General features: G+C 70.6%; 18 protein-coding genes. 4 read left to right on the top strand and 14 right to left on the bottom strand.

The window, feature by feature from the left end:
* Nucleotides 1-102: 102 nt before the first annotated feature.
* Nucleotides 103-972, top strand: coding sequence for a hypothetical protein (locus ABN273_RS32510; RefSeq protein ID WP_349452892.1), 870 nt, complete (start codon nt 103-105; stop codon nt 970-972).
* A 3-nt stretch (nt 973-975) separates the two neighbouring features.
* Here ABN273_RS32510 and ABN273_RS32505 read toward each other — a convergent pair whose 3' ends face one another.
* Nucleotides 976-1,854: a DUF6492 family protein gene (locus ABN273_RS32505; protein WP_349452891.1), complete on the bottom strand. Its 879-nt coding sequence runs from the start codon at nt 1,852-1,854 to the stop codon at nt 976-978.
* Between the two features lie 113 nt (nt 1,855-1,967).
* On the opposite strand from ABN273_RS32505, the gene ABN273_RS32500 reads away from it, so the two are divergent.
* The gene (locus ABN273_RS32500) at nt 1,968-2,711 is read left to right on the top strand and encodes a hypothetical protein (protein ID WP_349452890.1); all 744 of its coding nucleotides are present in this window, start codon (nt 1,968-1,970) and stop codon (nt 2,709-2,711) included.
* Nucleotides 2,708-4,066 carry an O-antigen ligase family protein gene (locus tag ABN273_RS32495; protein ID WP_349452889.1) on the top strand — a complete coding sequence of 453 codons (1,359 nt, stop codon included), beginning with the start codon at nt 2,708-2,710 and terminating at the stop codon, nt 4,064-4,066. Before ABN273_RS32500 ends, ABN273_RS32495 begins: the two co-directional genes overlap by 4 nt.
* Here the strand turns inward: ABN273_RS32495 and ABN273_RS32490 are convergent.
* Nucleotides 4,018-4,977, bottom strand: a complete 960-nt coding sequence (locus ABN273_RS32490) for a hypothetical protein (protein ID WP_349452888.1) — start codon at nt 4,975-4,977, stop codon at nt 4,018-4,020. The genes ABN273_RS32495 and ABN273_RS32490 overlap by 49 nt on opposite strands.
* 13 nt (nt 4,978-4,990) lie before the next feature.
* Entirely contained in the window at nt 4,991-5,536 is a 546-nt protein-coding gene (locus ABN273_RS32485; RefSeq protein ID WP_349452887.1) for a dTDP-4-dehydrorhamnose 3,5-epimerase family protein, read from the bottom strand.
* A 29-nt stretch (nt 5,537-5,565) separates the two neighbouring features.
* Here ABN273_RS32485 and ABN273_RS32480 point away from each other — a divergent pair, with 29 nt between their 5' ends.
* Complete coding sequence (locus ABN273_RS32480) at nt 5,566-6,393, top strand: glycosyltransferase family 2 protein (RefSeq protein ID WP_349452886.1); 828 nt, start codon at nt 5,566-5,568, stop codon at nt 6,391-6,393.
* Here ABN273_RS32480 and ABN273_RS32475 read toward each other — a convergent pair whose 3' ends face one another.
* The 11 genes from ABN273_RS32475 to ABN273_RS59710 all read right to left on the bottom strand — a co-directional run bounded on the left by ABN273_RS32475 (nt 6,394) and on the right by ABN273_RS59710 (nt 17,181).
* Entirely contained in the window at nt 6,394-7,032 is a 639-nt protein-coding gene (locus ABN273_RS32475; RefSeq protein WP_349452885.1) for a methyltransferase domain-containing protein, read from the bottom strand.
* Nucleotides 7,029-8,198: a glycosyltransferase family 4 protein gene (locus ABN273_RS32470; RefSeq protein WP_349452884.1), complete on the bottom strand. Its 1,170-nt coding sequence runs from the start codon at nt 8,196-8,198 to the stop codon at nt 7,029-7,031. Before ABN273_RS32470 ends, ABN273_RS32475 begins: the two co-directional genes overlap by 4 nt.
* Entirely contained in the window at nt 8,188-9,495 is a 1,308-nt protein-coding gene (locus ABN273_RS32465; RefSeq protein WP_349452883.1) for a nucleotide sugar dehydrogenase, read from the bottom strand. Before ABN273_RS32465 ends, ABN273_RS32470 begins: the two co-directional genes overlap by 11 nt.
* 100 nt (nt 9,496-9,595) lie before the next feature.
* Nucleotides 9,596-10,606: a GNAT family N-acetyltransferase gene (locus ABN273_RS32460; protein WP_349452882.1), complete on the bottom strand. Its 1,011-nt coding sequence runs from the start codon at nt 10,604-10,606 to the stop codon at nt 9,596-9,598.
* A complete protein-coding gene (locus ABN273_RS32455; protein ID WP_349452881.1) occupies nt 10,603-11,505 on the bottom strand; it encodes a glycosyltransferase family 2 protein in 903 nt (300 codons plus the stop codon). Before ABN273_RS32455 ends, ABN273_RS32460 begins: the two co-directional genes overlap by 4 nt.
* Before the next feature lie 5 nt (nt 11,506-11,510).
* Nucleotides 11,511-12,185, bottom strand: a complete 675-nt coding sequence (locus tag ABN273_RS32450) for a polysaccharide deacetylase family protein (protein ID WP_349452880.1) — start codon at nt 12,183-12,185, stop codon at nt 11,511-11,513.
* A 59-nt stretch (nt 12,186-12,244) separates the two neighbouring features.
* Nucleotides 12,245-13,117 (bottom strand): Gfo/Idh/MocA family protein, encoded by an 873-nt coding sequence (locus tag ABN273_RS32445; RefSeq protein WP_349452879.1) that lies wholly within the window; start codon nt 13,115-13,117, stop codon nt 12,245-12,247.
* A complete protein-coding gene (locus tag ABN273_RS32440) occupies nt 13,114-13,980 on the bottom strand; it encodes an NAD-dependent epimerase/dehydratase family protein (RefSeq protein ID WP_349452878.1) in 867 nt (288 codons plus the stop codon). The genes ABN273_RS32445 and ABN273_RS32440 overlap by 4 nt, the downstream gene beginning before the upstream one ends.
* Nucleotides 13,981-14,085: 105 nt before the next feature.
* The gene (locus tag ABN273_RS32435; RefSeq protein WP_349452877.1) at nt 14,086-15,132 is read right to left on the bottom strand and encodes a 2-oxoacid:ferredoxin oxidoreductase subunit beta; all 1,047 of its coding nucleotides are present in this window, start codon (nt 15,130-15,132) and stop codon (nt 14,086-14,088) included.
* The gene (locus tag ABN273_RS32430) at nt 15,125-16,969 is read right to left on the bottom strand and encodes a 2-oxoacid:acceptor oxidoreductase subunit alpha (RefSeq protein ID WP_349452876.1); all 1,845 of its coding nucleotides are present in this window, start codon (nt 16,967-16,969) and stop codon (nt 15,125-15,127) included. Before ABN273_RS32430 ends, ABN273_RS32435 begins: the two co-directional genes overlap by 8 nt.
* A 122-nt stretch (nt 16,970-17,091) precedes the next feature.
* Entirely contained in the window at nt 17,092-17,181 is a 90-nt protein-coding gene (locus tag ABN273_RS59710; RefSeq protein ID WP_502911165.1) for a putative leader peptide, read from the bottom strand.
* Nucleotides 17,182-17,194: the final 13 nt, after the last annotated feature.

Raw genomic sequence — 17,194 nt, 5'->3', positions numbered from 1 at the left:
GTTGTGCCATAGGCGACAGGAACCCTGTACACCATGCCGGGGGAATGTTAATTTCCGCACATTCGAACAGGTCGAAAAATTTGTGCAGGGGGCGGGGAAGTCTTGGAGTTCTGGAAAACCGTCTTCGGCCTGGCGCGACGCAAGTTCGTCGGCCCTCCGATCCTGGCGCTCGCCGTGGTGGCAGGGGTCGTGGGGTTCCTCATCGTGCCTGCCCACTACAAGGCGAACGTGGTGCTGCTGCTGACCGGTCCCGGCAACACGCAGCCGGCGCCCGGCGAGCCCCTGTCGAAGGCAGGGCGGACGAATCCGTTGCTCGTGGACAGCGGGGGGCTGCGTACCACGGCGGCAACGCTGATCCTGTCGGTCAGCACTCCTGAGGTGCTGGCCCAGCTCGGCGCCCCCAAGGAGGGGCCGAACAAGCTCACGATCGACGACGGAAGCAGCAACCAGGCGCTGTTCGGCAGCGGTGGACCGTTCCTTTCCATCACCGCGGACAGCCCGAACGAGCGGACCGCCAAGGATCTCGTCGTGCGGGCGCAGAAGCGTGTCGAGGACGAGCTGGCCGCCAAGCAGAAGGAGCTGGGGGCGCCGCCGATCCTGTACATCACGCTGGTCAACGTCACGCCCCCGTCCACGCCCGAGGCGCAGCTCGCGGACAAGGTGCAGACGGCGGGGATCGCGGCCGTGCTCACGGTCTTCGCGGGGTTCGCGGCGGCGTACGCGTGGACGCTCAGGCAGGCCAGGCGGCGCGTCGCGGCCGGACCCTCGGCGGAGGCCTGGACCGAGGCCGTGGACGTCGTCGAGCCGCAGCCCGCCATCGAGCCCGCGCCGGTCGCCATCGAGCCCGCCCCGGTGACCGACGTGGAGCCCGAGCCGGTGGCGGAGGCCACGGAGGGGCACAAGCAGGCCGGCAAGCCGGAGGCCGTCGACGAGGACTCTGCGGACACGCAGACGTTCCCGATAGTGAAGTGAGGGTCAGCGTCCGGCGACCACCTCGGCGCACCGTCGCACCGCTGCCTGCCTGACAGGCAGCGGCGTGCCGGACTTGGCGGAGATCATCATGCCGATGGCCTCCGGGTTGAGCCGGTCGGCGAAGGCCAGGGCGCCGTCGTGGTCGAGCGGCGTCCTGTCCCAGTAGTTGTGGCAGATCGCGGTGTTGGCCGGGGGCGGGTCGGCGAGCGAGTGCACCTCGTCGACGTACACGCCGTAGAGGATGAACTCGGAGACGTGCAGCCGCGAGGTGAACGCGTCGAGCCAGTGGCGCCCGGTGGCCTGCTGGATCCTGGTCCGCATGGCCCGCACCACGTGCGGGTCCCAGAACGTCAGCGAGCTGACGTAGTCGTGCAGCGGCGGCGGGGGCGCGGCGGGCAGGCCGAGCAGGTCGCGGGCCACCTGGTGCCAGCGGACGTGCCTGGTCATGCCCGCGTGCACCGCGTGCTCGGCCCGGTGCAGGCAGAGCCGCCCGTCCGTCTGGAACGCGGTCACGTCCACCGGCCTGACCAGCACGATGTCGGAGTCGGCGATCAGCACCGCGTCGGCCTCGATCCTGGCCGTGGCGGAGAGCTTGAGCGCCTGCTGGATCACCCAGCCCCGGATGGGCGGCCACGGGCGCATGGTGTTGATCCACAGGCCGGACCGGGGCACGCGGACGTACCTGCGGGGCAGCAGCTCTGGCTCGGTCCAGACCCGGCAGCGAGGGCCCGCGTAGCGCCCGAACAGCTCCTTGTCGCGCGGCGGCACGATCACGTGATGGACGGTCTCATCCGTGGTGTGCTCCAGCACGGACGCGTGTAGCTCGGCGAACAGCTCTGCGTCGGGGCCGAAGCTCGGCGTCACCACTGCCAACTTGGTCACGGAAGGCATATCGCCACAGGACGGGAGAGTCGTTACGTAACACATGTGAGCCATTGGAACGATACCTGTGTGTCACGCCGGGGCCCGTGTTCGCGGCCTGAGGGGGAGGGCGCATGGACTTCTGGCTCACGGTCCTGGTTCTGTTCCGTCGCTGGTACGTCTCCGTACCCGCGTTCCTGCTGGCCGTGGGGGCGGCCGCGGCCGTCTACTCGACGGTGCCGACCCTGTGGACCTCCAACGCGGCCATGGTGCTCACCACGCCGCGTACGGGCGCGAGCCTCCCGGTGCATCCGGGCACGACGAACGCGCCCGTGAACCCGCTGCTCAACTTCGACCGCGGGCTGACGATGACCGCCTCGATACTCACCGCCCGCCTCACGACCGCCGACACGGCCGCCGAGCTGGGCATCGTGCCGAACGGGCCGGTCACGTACAAGGTGCACAACGGCAGCACGAACGCCGAGGCGCTGGCCTCCGGGCCGTTCGTGTTCATCGAGAGCGAGGCGAGCTCGCCGGAGGCGGCGCAGGAGATCGTGCGCAAGGTCGCGGCCAGGGCCAAGGTCGAGCTGTTCAAGGGGCAGCAGGCGGTCAACGCGCCGCTGGCCACGTACATGACGCTGACCCAGGTGGTCGCGCCGACGCCGCCGGAGCCCGAGCCGGGGCGCAAGCTCCGGGCCGCCGTGGTGGCGCTGGCGCTGGGCCTGATGGCGAGCCTGTTCGTGACGTACGCGTTCGACAGCTTCGCCGACGCGCGCAGGCGACGGAGGCAGGCTGCCGCCGCGACCCGCCCGCCCGTCGAGGTGGACCGGCGGGTCCTCGTCGCCGCCGACGCCCACGTGAACGGCAAGCACACGTGACCACCGGACTGGACACCCGGCCGCTGCCGGGGATGCCGCGCAGGGCGGACGCCGCCACGCTGGTGTGCCTGTTCGTGGTGACGCTCATGCTCATCCCGGCCCGCATGATCATCCGCGGGCTCCCGCTGGCGCTGTCCGTGGCCAACGTGCTCGCGCTGCTCGCCGCTCTCCTGTGGCTCTGCTCGCAGCTCACCAGGTCGCTGGGCGCAGCCAAGGGCCGAAACCCCGTCAGGACCGGGCTCTTCCTGTACGTGGCCTCGGCCGCCGCCTCGTACGGCTACGGCACCTACGGCTACCTGCCGACCGACGAGCTCAACCTGGCCGACCACGCGATCGTGCTGGTGCTGGCCAACGCGGGACTCGCGCTGGCGGTGTGCGACGGCATCCGGGTGCGCGAGCGGCTGGACTTCGCGCTCAAGGCCATCGTGGTGGCCGGCGCGCTCATGTCGCTGGTGGGCGCGTTCCAGTTTCTGCTCAACCTCGACCTGACGCAGTACATGCAGATCCCCGGGCTGCGGTTCGTGATCGAGGACAAGTTCGTCTTCGACAGGAACGCGATGCGCAGGGTGGCCGCGACGGCGGCGCACCCGATCGAGTTCGGCGTGGTCTGCGCCATGATCCTGCCGCTCGCCGCCCACTACAGCTTCCGCGCCGGCGAGCTGGGCCGGCCCGCTCTGCGCTGGTGGTTGTGCACGGCCGCGATCGGCATGGGGCTGATGTTCTCGGTGTCGAGGTCGGCCATCCTGGGCCTGGTCGGGGTCGGGATCGTGCTGGTGCTCGGCTGGCCGGCGCGGCGGCGGATCCAGGCGGTCGTGGTCCTGGCCGGCTTCCTCGTCGTGATGAAGGTGATCTCGCCGGGGCTGCTCGGCACGCTCTTCGGCCTGTTCGACAACTTCTTCAACGACAGCAGCATCGGCTACCGCACGCACGACTACGCCTTCGCGGGGGAGGAGATCGCCAAGCACCTGTGGCTGGGCCGCGGCATGGGCACCTGGTACTACCCCAAGTACCAGGTCTTCGACAACCAGTACATCCAGGGCGCGATCGACACCGGGATCATCGGTGTGGCGGTCTTCCTCGGCATGTTCGTCTGCGCGTTCATCTGCGCGCTACGGGCCCGCTACCTCAGTGCGGACCCGGGTGTCAGGGAGCTGGGGCTCACGCTGGCGGCGTGCCTGGTGGCCCCGGTGCTCGGCGCGGCCACGTTCGACCTGCTGTCGTTCGCGATCGTCACCGGCCTGGCGTTCCTGCTGATCGGGGCCACCGGGGCGCTGCTGCGGATGGCCGAGGCCGAGCGGCGCCCCGATCACTTGCCGTTGCAGGTGAGCGGCCGGACGATGGAGGTGACCCGGTAATCCTGGTCGATGGTGACGATGTGGTTGTTCTCGAACTGGATGGTGTCCTGGCAGTCGCCCGACATGGGGGCGAACTCCCAGGTCTTGTCCACCACCAGGTTGTTCTTGACGACCAGGCTGCCGTGGATGTTGTGCAGCTGGATCGTGTAGTTGCCGCCCATGACCAGGTTGTTGATGACCGTGACGTCCCGCGTGCCGTCCGGCCGGTCGTTGAAGAAGATCGGCGAGTTGTAGTTGACGACGCCGCGCATGTCGAGCGTGGTGTGGTCGAGCGTGAAGCCCCTGCCCGCGTTGAAGGTCTGGACGCCGTCGGCGTAGTTCTTGGTGCCGTCGGAGCAGAGCTTGGCGTACGAGTCCTTGATCGAGATGTTGTCGCCGGAGTCGCGGAACCCGTCGGCGTGGCCACGGATCAGCACCCGCTCGGCCGTGTAGTCGGCGACGCCGATGGCGGGCGCGGTCAGGCACTGGCCGGTCGGCCCCACCGTGCTGTCGGCGATGCGGTACGCGTAGTCGCGGCCGTCGAACTGGGCCTGGATGCCGCCGTCGATCCGGCTGTTGACGATCTTGACGTTGTCGGCGGCGATGAGCAGGTCGCCGGTGACGTGCACGCCGTCGAGCACGGTGTTCGCCTCGACCACCCGGTGCGCCGGGCCGTCGTTGGCCGCCAGCGTGCGTAGCTTGGTGCCGGGTGGCAGGCCCGTGCAGGCCGGCGTGGGATGGTCGGGGCAGCGCCGGCCGTCAGGGGCCACGACCGGGCGCGGCACCAGCTGGGGCGGCGAGGACGGCGTCGAGGTGGCCGGCGGAGCGCCCGAGGCGGTCACCGTGACCGTCACGGTGGGCCGGGCCGCCGTTCCGCTTGCGCTGCAGGCCGCGGTCAGCAGGACGACCGCCCCCATGAGTAGCCTTCTCATCGACCGACCTCCCCTAGGCCAGCCGCTCGGCCAGCCGCGCCCACGAGCCGGCCTCGAGATCGCGCGGGCTGATCGCCGTGACGGGCAGCGGCCAGTCGATCTTGAGGCCGGGGTCGTCGTAGCGCACCGCCAGATCTTCCGACGGGTCGTGCTCCCTGTCGATCCGGTAGCAGGTGTCGGCCTCGCCGGTCAGCGCCTGGAAGCCGTGCAGGAATCCGGCGGGCACGTACAGGGTGAGGAAGTCCTGGTCGTCCAGCCGTACCGAGAACTGCTCGCCGAACGTGGGGGAGCCGGGGCGGATGTCCACCAGCACGTCGTGCACGGCGCCGCGGGCGCAGCGCACCAGCTTGGCCTCGCCCCGCCCGGACCTGCCGTGCATGCCGCGCACGGTGCCCTTGCGCGAGCGCGACTGGCTGTCCTGCACGAACGCGGCCGGGTCGAGGCCGTGCTCGGCCGCCACGTTCGTGTCGAACGTCCTGGTGAACAGTCCGCGGTCGTCGCGGTGGGGCGACGGCCTGAACAGCAGCACCCCGTCGAGCGGGGTCCGCTCTACCTTCATGGAAGCATCCTTTCGAAAGGGGCCGGCCGATGGAGCCCGTCGCCAGCGTCGTCATCCCCGCGCACAACGAGGAAGCGGTCATCGGGGCGGGGCTGGCGGCCCTGCTGGGGGATTCGCGGCCGGGTGAGTTCGACGTCGTAGTGGTGGCCAACGCCTGCGCGGACGGGACCGCCGCGGTGGCCCGCGCGGCGGGCGTGCGGGTGATCGAGACGCCGGTCGGGGGCAAGGCGCACGCGCTCAGGCTGGGCGACGCGGCCTGCCGTACGTTCCCCCGCCTCTACCTGGACGCGGACGTCGAGCTGAGCACGGAGTCCGCGCGGGCGCTCGTGGCCGCCTGCGCGCGTCCGGGGGTGCTGGGGTGCGCGCCCGTGCCCGTGCTGGACCTGGCGGGGGCCGGTTGGGCGGCCAGGCGGGTGCACAAGGTGCACCACCGCATGGTCGGGCCCAGCCGGGTGCTGGCCGGGGCGGGCGTCTACGTGCTCGGCGAGCAGGGCCATGCCAGGGCCTTCCCGGTGCCGGACGACGTGCTGTCCGACGATGGCTGGGTGCACGCGAGCTTCGTGGACGGCGAGCGGGTCGCGGTGCCGGAGGCCACGTCGGTTGTGCGGCCGGCCAGGACCGTCCGCGCCTACCTGCGCCGCAGGATCCGCGTACGGCTGGGCAACCGGCAGCTGGCCGCGCTCGGCCGCCCGGTGACCCTGACCGGCCTCCGGCTGGCCTCCGTGGGCACGCTGGTGCGCGGCCGCGAGGTGAGCCCGGTGGATGCGCTCTGCTACCTGGCCGTGCTGGTGCTCGACCGGGCGCTGACCGCCTTCCGGCGCCCCGGCCGGGTCCGGTGGGGGACCACCCGTGACTGATCACCTCGGCAGCAGGTCGTAGGTCCTGATCGTCCCGAACGGCGGGCCGAGCGGGTCCGGCTTGAGGTTGATCGTCCGCAGGTGGCGGAAGCGTCCCGTGCTCATCAGGTACGGCTCCTCCAGCGGGTTCCCGTAGATCATCCGCACCGGCCGCGGGGCCCGGTCCACCGAGGCGACCAGCCGGTCGATGACCTCGCTGAAGATCTTGCCGCGGAACGGGTTGTTGAAGAACGCCACGGTCACGTCGTCGGGGATGTCGTAGTCGAGCACGTCCGAGGCGATCAGCTCGATCTCGCCGCACTTCCGGCGGACCCGCATGTTCCTGACGTTCTCCTTGGCGATGTCGGTGAGCTCCTCGGACAGCTCGACCCCGATCACCCGCTTGAACGGGTACTGGGACGCCTGGACGATCACCCGGCCCATGCCGGAGCCGAAGTCCACGAACACGTCCCGCTCGCCCACCTCGCTCGTGGGCAGCGCCTTGCGCAGCGCCCGCCAGTTGAGCGCGGCGTAGTAGACGCGGTCCTCGCCGTCGAGCCCGATGTCGGCCAGGTCGACGCGCTCGGCCGTGCGCACGCCGTACCTGCGCTCGTACAGGAGCTGGCCGACGTTGCGCCGCAGCCACTTGTATGCACTCATGCGATCACTTTCGAGTAGGCGGCTATGAGGGCTTTGCGGGATTCGTCCCAGGACAGGGGTCCCCTGACGCGTGCCTGGCCGATCTCGCCCATCCTGCGCCGCTCCTCCGGATGGTCCAGCAGGTACGAGATCAGCTTCGCGAACTCGGCCTCGTCGTTGGCCGGCGCGTACACGGCCGCCTCGCCCGCCGACACCCGCGCCTCGCGCAGCTCGAAGGAGACGATCGGCTTGGCCATGGCCATGTACTCCATGACCTTGTTCATGGTGGAGACGTCGTTGAGCGGGTTCAGCGGGTCGGGCGACAGGCACACGTCGGCCGTCGACAGGTAGCGCATCAGGTCCTCGTCGGGGATCCGCCCGGTGAACTCCACCCGGTCGCCCAGCCCCAGCTGCTCCGACAGCGCAACCATCGCGTCGAACGTGTCGCCGCCCCCGACGAACACCGCGTGCCAGTCCTGCCGCTCCAGCTTGGCCAGCGCCCGCAGCGCGTAGTCCACCCCGTCCTGCGGCCCCATGACGCCCAGGTAGCACAGCAGGTACGGCTTGCCGCGCCTGACCGACTCGTCCGGCGGCACCTGGTGGAACCGCTCGACCGCGGGCGCGCTGCGCACCACGAAGACGTTCTCGGGCCGCTTGGCGCCCCTGGTCAGCGCGATCTGCCGGTAGCTCTCGTTGGTCGCGATCACGACGTGCGCCGCCTGGTACGTGAGCCGCTCCAGCCGGCACACCGCGCGGTAGAGCAGGTCCTGACCCCGCCCGAACCGCGACAGGTACAGCTCCGGCACCAGGTCGTGCTGGTCGAACACGAACCGCGTGCCGCGTCTCGCCAGCCGCCGCGCCACCAGGAAGAACAGGTCCGGCGGGTTGCACCCGTGCACCACGTGGACCGGTCCCACCTTCCTGGCCAGCCGGAACGTGTGCCAGAGCGCGGATCCGTACTCCTTGAGGTAGCCCAGCGGCCCGCCGGTCGCCGCCTTGAGCGGGTAGCGGTGGATCGCGATGCCGTCGATCAGCGCGTACGGCTCCGTGTCCTGCTTGGCCCCCTGCGGGCAGATGACGTGCACCTCCCACCCCGCGTCCCGCAGCGTGACGCTCTCCTGCCACACCCGGCGGTCCATGGGCACGGAGAGGTTCTCGACGAGGATGAGTGCTCGTTTACCAGGCAAGGCCCACGTATCCAGGGGTCGCCCGGCGCTCGGCGGCGTCGGGGAGGCGGACGAGGTCGATGATCGTACGGGTGCCCGAGCGGGCGACGGCGTCCAGCACGGCCGGCTCGCGCGAGCCGATCACGCACACGTCGGCGTGCGCGAGCACGTCGTCGACCGAGGTGGTCAGCAGGTCGCCCAGGTGGGGGAGGCGCTGCTCGATGTAGTGCCGGTTGGCGCCCATCAGCCGCGACAGGGTCACGTTCTCGTCGTAGATGCGCAGGTCGTAGCCCTTGCCCAGGAGCCGCTCCGCCAGCTCGACCAGAGGGCTCTCTCGCAGGTCGTCGGTGCCGGGCTTGAACGACAGCCCGAACAGGCCGACCTTGCGGCTGTCGGCGGCCACGACCAGCTCGAACGCGCGCTGCAGGTGCGCCTCGTTGGCGGGCAGGACGTGGGAGAGCAGCGGCACGGAGACGTCGGCCCTGCGTGCGGCGTAGACCAGGCCGCGCAGGTCCTTGGGCAGGCACGAGCCGCCGAACGCGAAGCCCGGGCGCAGGTAGGCCGGGCTGACGTTGAGCTTGGTGTCGGCCAGGAACACGTCCATGACCTCGTGCGAGTCGATCCCCAGCGCCTGGCAGACCGCGCCCAGCTCGTTCGCGAAGCTGATCTTCAGCCCATGGAACGCGTTGTCCGCATATTTCGTCATCTCGGCCACTGCGATCGAGACGTGGAACACCTCGCCGGGGAGGCCCCCGTAGAGGGCCGCCACCAGCTCGCCGGTGGCCGGGTCGCTCTCGCCGATCACCGTCTTGGGCGGCTCGAAGAAGTCCCGGACGCTGGTGCCCTCGCGCAGGAACTCCGGGTTCACGGCCACCCCGAAGTCCCGCCCCGCCCGCAGCCCCGACGCGGCCTCCAGGATCGGGATCAGCAGCCCCTCGCACGTGCCCGGCAGCATCGTGCTCCGGAACACCACCGTCTGTCCTGCTCTGAGCGCACTGCCGATCTCCTCGGCCACCCGCTCTAAATAGAGGGTGGATAAGCTGCCGTTCGCGGCCGACGGCGTGCCCACGCAGACCAGCGACACGTCCGTCTCCCGCACCGCCTCGGCGGCGTCCGTGGTCGCCCGCAGCGCGCCCTTGCGGACCATCTCGGCGGTCATCTCGCCGATGCGCTCCTCGACGACCGGCGCGCGGCCGGAGGCGACGAGGTCCACCTTGGTCTGGTTGACGTCCACGCCCACGACCTCGTGCCCCATCGAGGCCAGGCAGGCAGCCGACACGCAACCGACGTAACCGAGTCCGAAGACACTGATTCTCACGGTCCGGGCCCTCCCCCGTCGCGTCAGGAGCAGGGCCCCGGGGCATATGTCATGCCCCACCCGGCTCACCCTAGTTTGTTCGCCACAGCTTGTTGGAGCGTTACAGGTTCCTGATCTTGCGTGCGAGTGCTCTGAGGAGCTCCGACTGCCGGGCCTGGGCGGCGAGCGAGTCGCGCGCCTTGCGTACGGCCAGCCGCGCCCAGCTGCCCGTGACCAGCCCCTGACAGACGACGCTCTCGCCGGTCTTGGCCCGGCGCTTGTACTCGTCGTCGCCCCGGCCCAGGTCGATGCGGGCGAGGCCGAGTGCGGGGGCGGCCCGGACGAGCTCGCGCAGCAGGATCCAGCCGGGGGCGAGCCCGGCGTGGGCGGGGTCGTAGACGGGGAACCACCAGTGCAGGACGCCGCCGGAGCGCATCCCGAAGTGCGCGGCCAGCAGGTGCGGGCCTGCGTGCACGGTCGACAGCACGCCGCCGAAGCCGGGGTCGCGGGTGTGCAGGAGCTTGGTGAGCAGCTCGACCCTGCCGGGCTCGGCGAAGTAGTCCCTGGCGCCCGTGGCGGCGTACTGGGCGCGCTTGAGCCGTACGACCTGCTCCAGGGCCTCGGGATCGACGGTGTCCGCCTCGAAACGGACCGGGCCAAGCGCGCGCTCGGCCTTGGCGGTGCGCCGCCTGGCCTGGCCCATGTTGTCCTTGCCCGTCCGCGACGCGCGGCCCAGGTAGCCGTCGAGCCCGCCGGTCACGTCCACGTACGGCGAGGCCCGGCGCGACACGATCCACGGCTCGAACCCCTCCTGCTCCAGCAGGTGGTCGAACTCCAGGCCGTTGAGCAGCCCCAGCGGGCGGAACGGGGTGCCCGGCGCGCGGATCGGCCCCTGGAAGTCGGCCCCGGGCCAGCCCACGGGCCGCAGGCGGGCGCCGTCGCGGTGGCAGGCCATGAGCGCGGTGATCTCCCCGCGCTCGTCCCTGGAGACGGCCACGTGCACCTTCGCGAACTCGTGGACCGCCGCCGCGAAGCCCGGGTGGAAGTACGGGCTGTCCAGCGCCGGGTTGGCCGCCCGCAGCCGGTGCCAGGCGTCCAGCTCCTCGGTCGTGAGCTGGTCGAATGCCTTCATGAGGCGGTCATCACGCTGGAGGGCCGCAGCAGCGCGGCGAACGACGCCTTGGAGATCTTCCGGCCCGCCAGCGCTCGCGCGCCCTCGCCGAGCAGCACGGCCAGGTAGTACGCGGTCCCCGCCAGCCGCCCCCTGCGCCTGCGGAACAGCTTCACCTTGTTGACGATCAGCAGCGCGGCCAGCGCCGGGTTGGTGCCCGAGTCGCCGCCGATGTGCTCGATGACCGACGTGGGCTCGTACCAGGTGAGCCAGCCCTTGTCGGCGGCCCGCAGGCAGTACTCGGTCTCCTCGCTGTAGAGGAAGAAGGACTCGTCCCATGGCCCGACCTCGCGCATGGCGGCCACGGACATCAGCATCGCCGCCCCCGTGGCCCACGCGAACGCGCCGGGGCGCTCGTACTCGCGGGGGTTGGTGACCAGCTCGCCGAGCCGCCCCAGCCGCCCGGCCAGGTCCCCGCCGATGATCGCCTCCACCACGGCCCTGCCGACCGTGGGCATCCGGCGCAGCGACGGTTGCAGTGATCCGTCGGGATTGACCATGTACGGCACCGCGATGCCCCTGTGCGGCTCCCGCAGAGCTCTGGCCAGCGGTGCGATCGACCCGGGGGGCAGGCGGCAGTCCGGGTTGATGACGTACACGGCGTCCAGCTCGTCGAGATCCAGCGTGTCCACGGCGGCGTTGATCGCGGCCGCGTACCCGGCGTTCCTGCCGAGCTGGACCGTGCTCAACGGCAGGTCCTCGACTCGTTTGGCGACGACCTCGCAGTCGTCGGCCGAGGCGTTGTCGGCCACGACGACCGCGGCCAGTTCCACGCCGCGCGCGCCCTCCGCGAGGCTGCGCAGGCAGCCTTCCAGCACGTCGGCGCTGTTGTAGGTGACGATCACCACCGCGACACGCATCCGGGTCAGCCTCGCGTCCGCTTGTAGAGGCGGGCCGCGGCCTTCCTGGCCCGCTGGGGCAGCGCCGGCCGGCCGTCGAGCACCCGGCGGATCCATCCCTCGTCCAGGTCGTGGCGCAGGCTGTTGCGGGCCTGAAGCCACTGGCCCGGGGTGGCCCGTCCGCCGTCGCTGGTGTACGCGCAGGTCACGCCCGCCTGGCGGAGCCTGCCGAGCACGTGCCGGTCATAGGAGCCGAACGGGATCGCCACCCTCGTCACCAGATGGCCGCATAAGTCCCCGATCACCGTGTGCGCGGCCGATAACTCCTGGTCGTGTTGCTCGGAGGAGAGCCGCCGCCAGTCGCGGTGTCCCCACCCGTGCGAGCCCACCCGCATGCCCGACCTGGCCAGCTCCTTGACTCCGTCGGCGGCCAGCCTGCCCGGCTTGCCGAGCAGCCCGGCCAGCACGAAGAACTCGGCCCGCAGCCCGCGCTCCAGCAGCCGGGGAAGCGCGATCTCCACGTCGGAGGCGTTGCCGTCGTCGAACGTGATGCGTACGTCCCTGCGGTCCACGACCGCGTCCAGCACCTGCTCGAACTGCTTCACGCTGACCCAGGTCGTGTCCTCGCCCGGATCGAGGGGCCGATCGGTGTCGCCGATGCCATGAACGGTGAGGTTGATGATCGACCTCGTCAGCGTCATTACCGACCTTCCCCCCAGTCCGGCTCAGCTCTTGTGTATCCGGCGTTTCCCTTAGACCGTTACAAGTCCCGCCAGACCTGCTCCAATAGCCGCTGAAGGTGCACCCCTCTGTGCACGTCGATCGCGTGCGACCGGCCCGCCCTGACCGCCGCCGCGAACTCCGCCCGCAACGCCGCCCGGGTCGGCTCGGAGTCGGGCGGGATCCGGGCGAAGTCGAGCACCAGCTCGCCGCGCGGGCCGTACAGCTCGTAGACCGTGCGCCTGCCCACCCCCGGCACCTTGCCGCACAGCGAGAGCTGGCTGACCGCGCCGCCCTCGTGCCGGCACGTGAGCGCGAGGAAGCCGTGCGGGTCGCCCGCGGCCCGGATCTCCTTGATCGGTCCAATGGCGGCGTCGAGCAGGTCGAGCCCGTGCGGCCCGGTGTTGAACAGCACGCCGTGCTTCATCCGCCACGGTTGATCGAGAAAGGGACCGTCGAGAAACTCGCCGGTGAGCTGGCTCGCCCGCGCCCCCAGCACGGGGAGGTCGCGTGCCTGGCGCAGGAACTCGCGCACGGCGGGCCGGTAGCGGTTGGTCATGACGAGCTGGGTCGGCACGCCGCTCGCGGCCCTGGCCAGCTCCTCGGCGGCGGCCAGGTCGAGGGCGAGCGGCTTGTCGAGCAGCAGCGCCCGCCCGGCCCGCGCGGCCTCGGTGGCCAGCTCGGCCTGCGCGTCCGGCGGCACCGCGAACGCCACCGCCTCGCACCCGTCGAGCAGGTCGCGGTAGTCCTCGTAGTACGGCGCGCCGAACCGGCTCGCCAGCGCCCGGCCCGCCTCGGGCCGCCTGGCCCACACCCCGGCCAGCCGGGTCTCCGGGCCCTGGGCGAGCATGGGCGCGTGGAAGGCCCCCGCCCACAGCCCGGCGCCCGCCAGCCCCACCGCTACGGGTCTCATCGCCGATACCACGCCACGGTGCGGCGCAGCCCGTCCTCCAGGCCGACCCGGGGGCGCCAGCCGATCAGCTCCCTCGCGGGCCCAGGATCGGCCACCTGCGGCACGTCGAGCAGCCGGTCGGGAACGGTCCCGAACGGCGGCGCCGACTCCTCCCCGGCGATCCGGTAGAGCAGCTCGACCGCCTCCCGCACGGACACCTTCGTGCCCGTGCCCACGTCGAACGCCTGCCCGATCGCGCGCTCGCTCAGCCCGGCCAGCGCGAACGCCTCGACCACGTCGTCGATGTAGACCCAGTCCACGACCTTGGAGCCGCTGGTCAGCCGGGGCTTCTCGCCCCTGGTCAGGGCCAGCGTCACGTACGGCACCAGCTTGGCGGTGTCACGCTGGCCCGGCCCGTACACCATGGTCGGGCGCACGATCGTGCAGGGCACGTTCCAGAGCCGGTGGTAGAGCTCGGCGTACCCCGTCGCCGCCGCCTTGGCCATCGCGTACGGCGACGGCGCCGGCGTATGCCCGTTGCCCGGCCGCGGCTCCTCGCTCGACCCCGCCAGGACCACCCGGCACCCGGAGCCGGCCGCCGCGGTCAGCACGTTGACCGTGCTCTTGAGGTTGCCCTCCAGCGTCGGCCGCACGACCGAGACGTCCCTGGCCCCGTTCACCTCGCTGGCCAGGTGGAAGACCACCTCGGGGCGGACTGCGGCGAACAGCCCGTCCACGGCCCCTTGATCACGCAGGTCGTGACCGCTCCCGGTGCGGCTCGCCCCGTGCACGTCCGCGCCCAGCTCGGCCAGCCGCCTGACCAGGTGGGCGCCGATGAACCCCGAGGCCCCTGTCACCAGGGCCCGCCTGCCACGCCACTCCACGAACGCCCCCCTTTGGTCGGCGGGCACTTCCGCCGAGCGCCCGTTTGTCGGCCGGCGGGCATGCGAATGGGGCCCGCACGGACGGGCCCCATCAAATCGCGAATATCAGGCGATGCGCCAGGTGTCGCCGCCCAGCAGCAGTTCGCTCAGGTCACCGGGACCCTTCTGCGCGACGGCCTCCTCGAGCTGCTCGGCCATCAGCACGTCGTACGCCGGCCGGTCGACCTGGCGGAAGATCCCGATCGGCACGTGCTCGAACGCCGGCTCATCCAGCCTGCTGAGCGCGAAGGCCACCGACGGGTCGGGGTTGTGCGCGTCGTGCACGAGGATCTGGTCCTCGCTCACGCTGTCGCGCGCCACGACCTCGATGCCGCCGCTCGCCGCCCGCACGACCGCCTTCGAGGCGCTCACGATCGGCTGGTCGTGCTCCAGCCGCAGCGTGATGTCGTCGCGGACGGCCGGGTCCTTGAGCTGCTCGAACGCGTTGTCGTTGAAGATGTTGCAGTTCTGGTAGATCTCCACCAGCGACGTGCCGCGGTGCGCGGTGGCTTCGCGCAGCACCGACTGCAGGTGCTTGCGGTCGGAGTCGATGGTGCGGGCCACGAACGTCGCCTCGGCGCCGATGGCCAGCGAGATCGGGTTGAACGGCTTGTCCAGCGACCCCATCGGGGTCGACTTGGTGATCTTGCCGACCTCGGACGTGGGGGAGTACTGGCCCTTGGTCAGCCCGTAGATCCGGTTGTTGAACAGCAGGATGTTCAGGTTGACGTTGCGGCGCAGTGCGTGGATCAGGTGGTTGCCGCCGATCGACAGCGCGTCGCCGTCACCGGTGATCACCCACACGCTCAGGTCGGGCCGGGAGGCGGCCAGCCCCGTCGCGATGGCGGGCGCGCGGCCGTGGATCGAGTGGAACCCGTACGTGTTGAGGTAGTACGGGAACCGCGACGAGCAGCCGATGCCCGAGACGAACACGATGTTCTCGCGCCTGAGCCCCAGCTCGGGCAGGAAGCTCTGCACCGCCGCCAGGATCGCGTAGTCGCCGCAGCCCGGGCACCAGCGCACCTCCTGGTCGGACTTGAAGTCCTTCAGGCTCTGCTTGACGTCGGTCTTGGGGATGAGGCTCAGCCCCTTCCCGTTCACCAGCTCAGTCACTGTCGATCACGTCCTGGATGACTCCGGCCAGCTCCTCGGCCTTGAACGGGAGCCCGCGCACACGGTTGTAGCTGATCACGTCGACGAGGTAGCGGGCCCGCAGCAGCAGGGCGAGCTGGCCGAGGTTGATCTCGGGCAGCAGCACCTTGTCGTAGCGCTTGAGGACCTCGCCGGTGTTCGCGGGCAGCGGGTTGAGGTGGCGCAGGTGGGCCTGCGCGACCTTGCCGCCGCTCTTCCTGATCCGCCGCACGGCCGCGGCGATCGGCCCGTACGTCGAGCCCCACCCGATGACCAGCACGTTGGCGTCGCCGTCGGGGTCGTCGACCTCCAGCGGGGGAACGTCGATCCCGGCGATCTTGGCGGCCCGCGTGCGGACCATCAGGTCGTGGTTGTTCGGGTCGTACGAGATGTTGCCGGTGCCGTCGGCCTTCTCGATGCCGCCGATGCGGTGCTCGAGGCCGGGCGTGCCGGGGATGGCCCAGGGGCGGGCCAATGTCTCGGTGTCGCGCTTGTACGGCAGGAACTCGCCGTCGGCGCCGTTCGGCTCCTTCGTGAACTCCTGCGAAATGTCCGGCAAATCGGAAATTTCGGGCAGCCGCCAGGGCTCCGAGCCGTTGGCCAGGTAGCCGTCCGAGAGCAGCATGACCGGAGTGCGGTACTTGATGGCGATCCTGGCCGCCTCGACGGCTGCGTCGAAGCAGTCGCTCGGCGACATCGGCGCCACGATCGGCACCGGCGACTCGCCGTTGCGGCCGAACATGGCCATCAGCAGGTCGGTCTGCTCGGTCTTGGTCGGCATGCCGGTGCTCGGCCCCGCGCGCTGCACGTCCACGATGATCAGCGGCAGCTCGGTGGTGACCGCCAGGCCGATCGTCTCGGCCTTCAGCGCCACGCCGGGGCCGGACGTGGTGGTCACGCCGAGCGATCCGCCGAACGCGGCCCCGAGCGCCGCGCCGACGCCCGCGATCTCGTCCTCCGCCTGGAAGGTGCGGATGCCGAACCGCTTGTGCTTGCTCAGCTCGTGCAGGATGTCGCTGGCCGGGGTGATCGGGTAGGAGCCCAGGAACAGCGGCAGCTTGGACTGCACGCTGGCGGCGATCAGGCCGTACGCCAGGGCCTGATTGCCGGAGATGTTGCGATAGACGCCAGGGGCGAGCCTGGCGGGCTTGACCTCGTACGAGACGGAGAAGGACTCGGTGGTCTCACCGAAGTTCCACCCCGCCTGGAAGGCCGCGATGTTGGCCTTGGCGATGTCGGGCTTCTTCGCGAACTTCTGCTCGAGGAACGTGATGGTGTGCTCGGTCGGCCGGTGGTAGAGCCAGCTGAGCAGGCCGAGGGCGAACATGTTCTTCGAGCGCTCCGCGTCCTTCTTGGACAGCTCGAAGCCCTCGAGGGCCTTGACCGTGAGGGAGGTCAGCGGCACCGCGTGCACGTGCCACTCGCTGAGCGAGTCGTCCTCCAGCGGGTTGGCGTCGTAGCCGACCTTCTGCAGGTTGCGCTTGGTGAACTCGTCGGTGTTCGCGATGATGTCCGCGCCCTTGGGCAGGTCGCCCAGGTTGGCCTTGAGCGCGGCCGGGTTCATGGCCACGAGCACGTTGGGCGCGTCGCCGGGCGTGAGGATGTCGTGGTCCGCGAAGTGGAGCTGGAAGCTCGACACGCCGGGCAGAGTGCCTGCGGGCGCGCGGATCTCGGCGGGGAAGTTGGGGAGCGTCGACAGGTCGTTGCCGAACTCCGCCGTTCCTGCCGTAAAGCGGTCGCCGGTGAGCTGCATGCCGTCGCCGGAGTCTCCAGCGAATCTGATGATCACACGATCGACTTGCTGGACCTGCTTAGTCACAGCTCAGTCCTCCTCGACGCGCGCCAATGCGCGCTTGCCTTGGGCGCGTTCTCTGTTTCCATGCTAGATCCTCGGAAGGTCGCGCGTTTGCATCCCGCAAAGAGCGGGTAAACGCGGTCGAATCAGGTTGAGGCGGGAGAACGACGACACAGCCCGGACGCGAGCCTGCAGAGGTCGACATGCAGGCGGGCGAAGAGGGCGGTTCGGGTCACGAACGCCAACTAT

The sequence above is a fragment of the Nonomuraea sp. B19D2 genome, from assembly GCF_040137845.1.
Classification (GTDB): Bacteria; Actinomycetota; Actinomycetes; order Streptosporangiales; family Streptosporangiaceae; genus Nonomuraea.
Note: the sequence above shows the minus strand (reverse complement) of the source record. Positions and strands in the feature narration are given on the sequence as shown.

Excerpts from the sequence above, each read along its gene's own strand:
- ABN273_RS32485 (WP_349452887.1), bottom strand. The coding sequence starts at position 5,536 with ATGAAGGTAGAGCGGACCCCGCTCGACGGGGTGCTGCTGTTCAGGCCG.
- ABN273_RS32480 (WP_349452886.1), top strand. The coding sequence starts at position 5,566 with ATGGAGCCCGTCGCCAGCGTCGTCATCCCCGCGCACAACGAGGAAGCG.
- ABN273_RS32500 (WP_349452890.1), top strand. The coding sequence starts at position 1,968 with ATGGACTTCTGGCTCACGGTCCTGGTTCTGTTCCGTCGCTGGTACGTC.
- ABN273_RS32450 (WP_349452880.1), bottom strand. The coding sequence starts at position 12,185 with ATGACGCTGACGAGGTCGATCATCAACCTCACCGTTCATGGCATCGGC.
- ABN273_RS32445 (WP_349452879.1), bottom strand. The coding sequence starts at position 13,117 with ATGAGACCCGTAGCGGTGGGGCTGGCGGGCGCCGGGCTGTGGGCGGGG.
- ABN273_RS32455 (WP_349452881.1), bottom strand. The coding sequence starts at position 11,505 with ATGCGTGTCGCGGTGGTGATCGTCACCTACAACAGCGCCGACGTGCTG.
- ABN273_RS32490 (WP_349452888.1), bottom strand. The coding sequence starts at position 4,977 with ATGAGAAGGCTACTCATGGGGGCGGTCGTCCTGCTGACCGCGGCCTGC.
- ABN273_RS32460 (WP_349452882.1), bottom strand. The coding sequence starts at position 10,606 with ATGAAGGCATTCGACCAGCTCACGACCGAGGAGCTGGACGCCTGGCAC.
- ABN273_RS32475 (WP_349452885.1), bottom strand. The coding sequence starts at position 7,032 with ATGAGTGCATACAAGTGGCTGCGGCGCAACGTCGGCCAGCTCCTGTAC.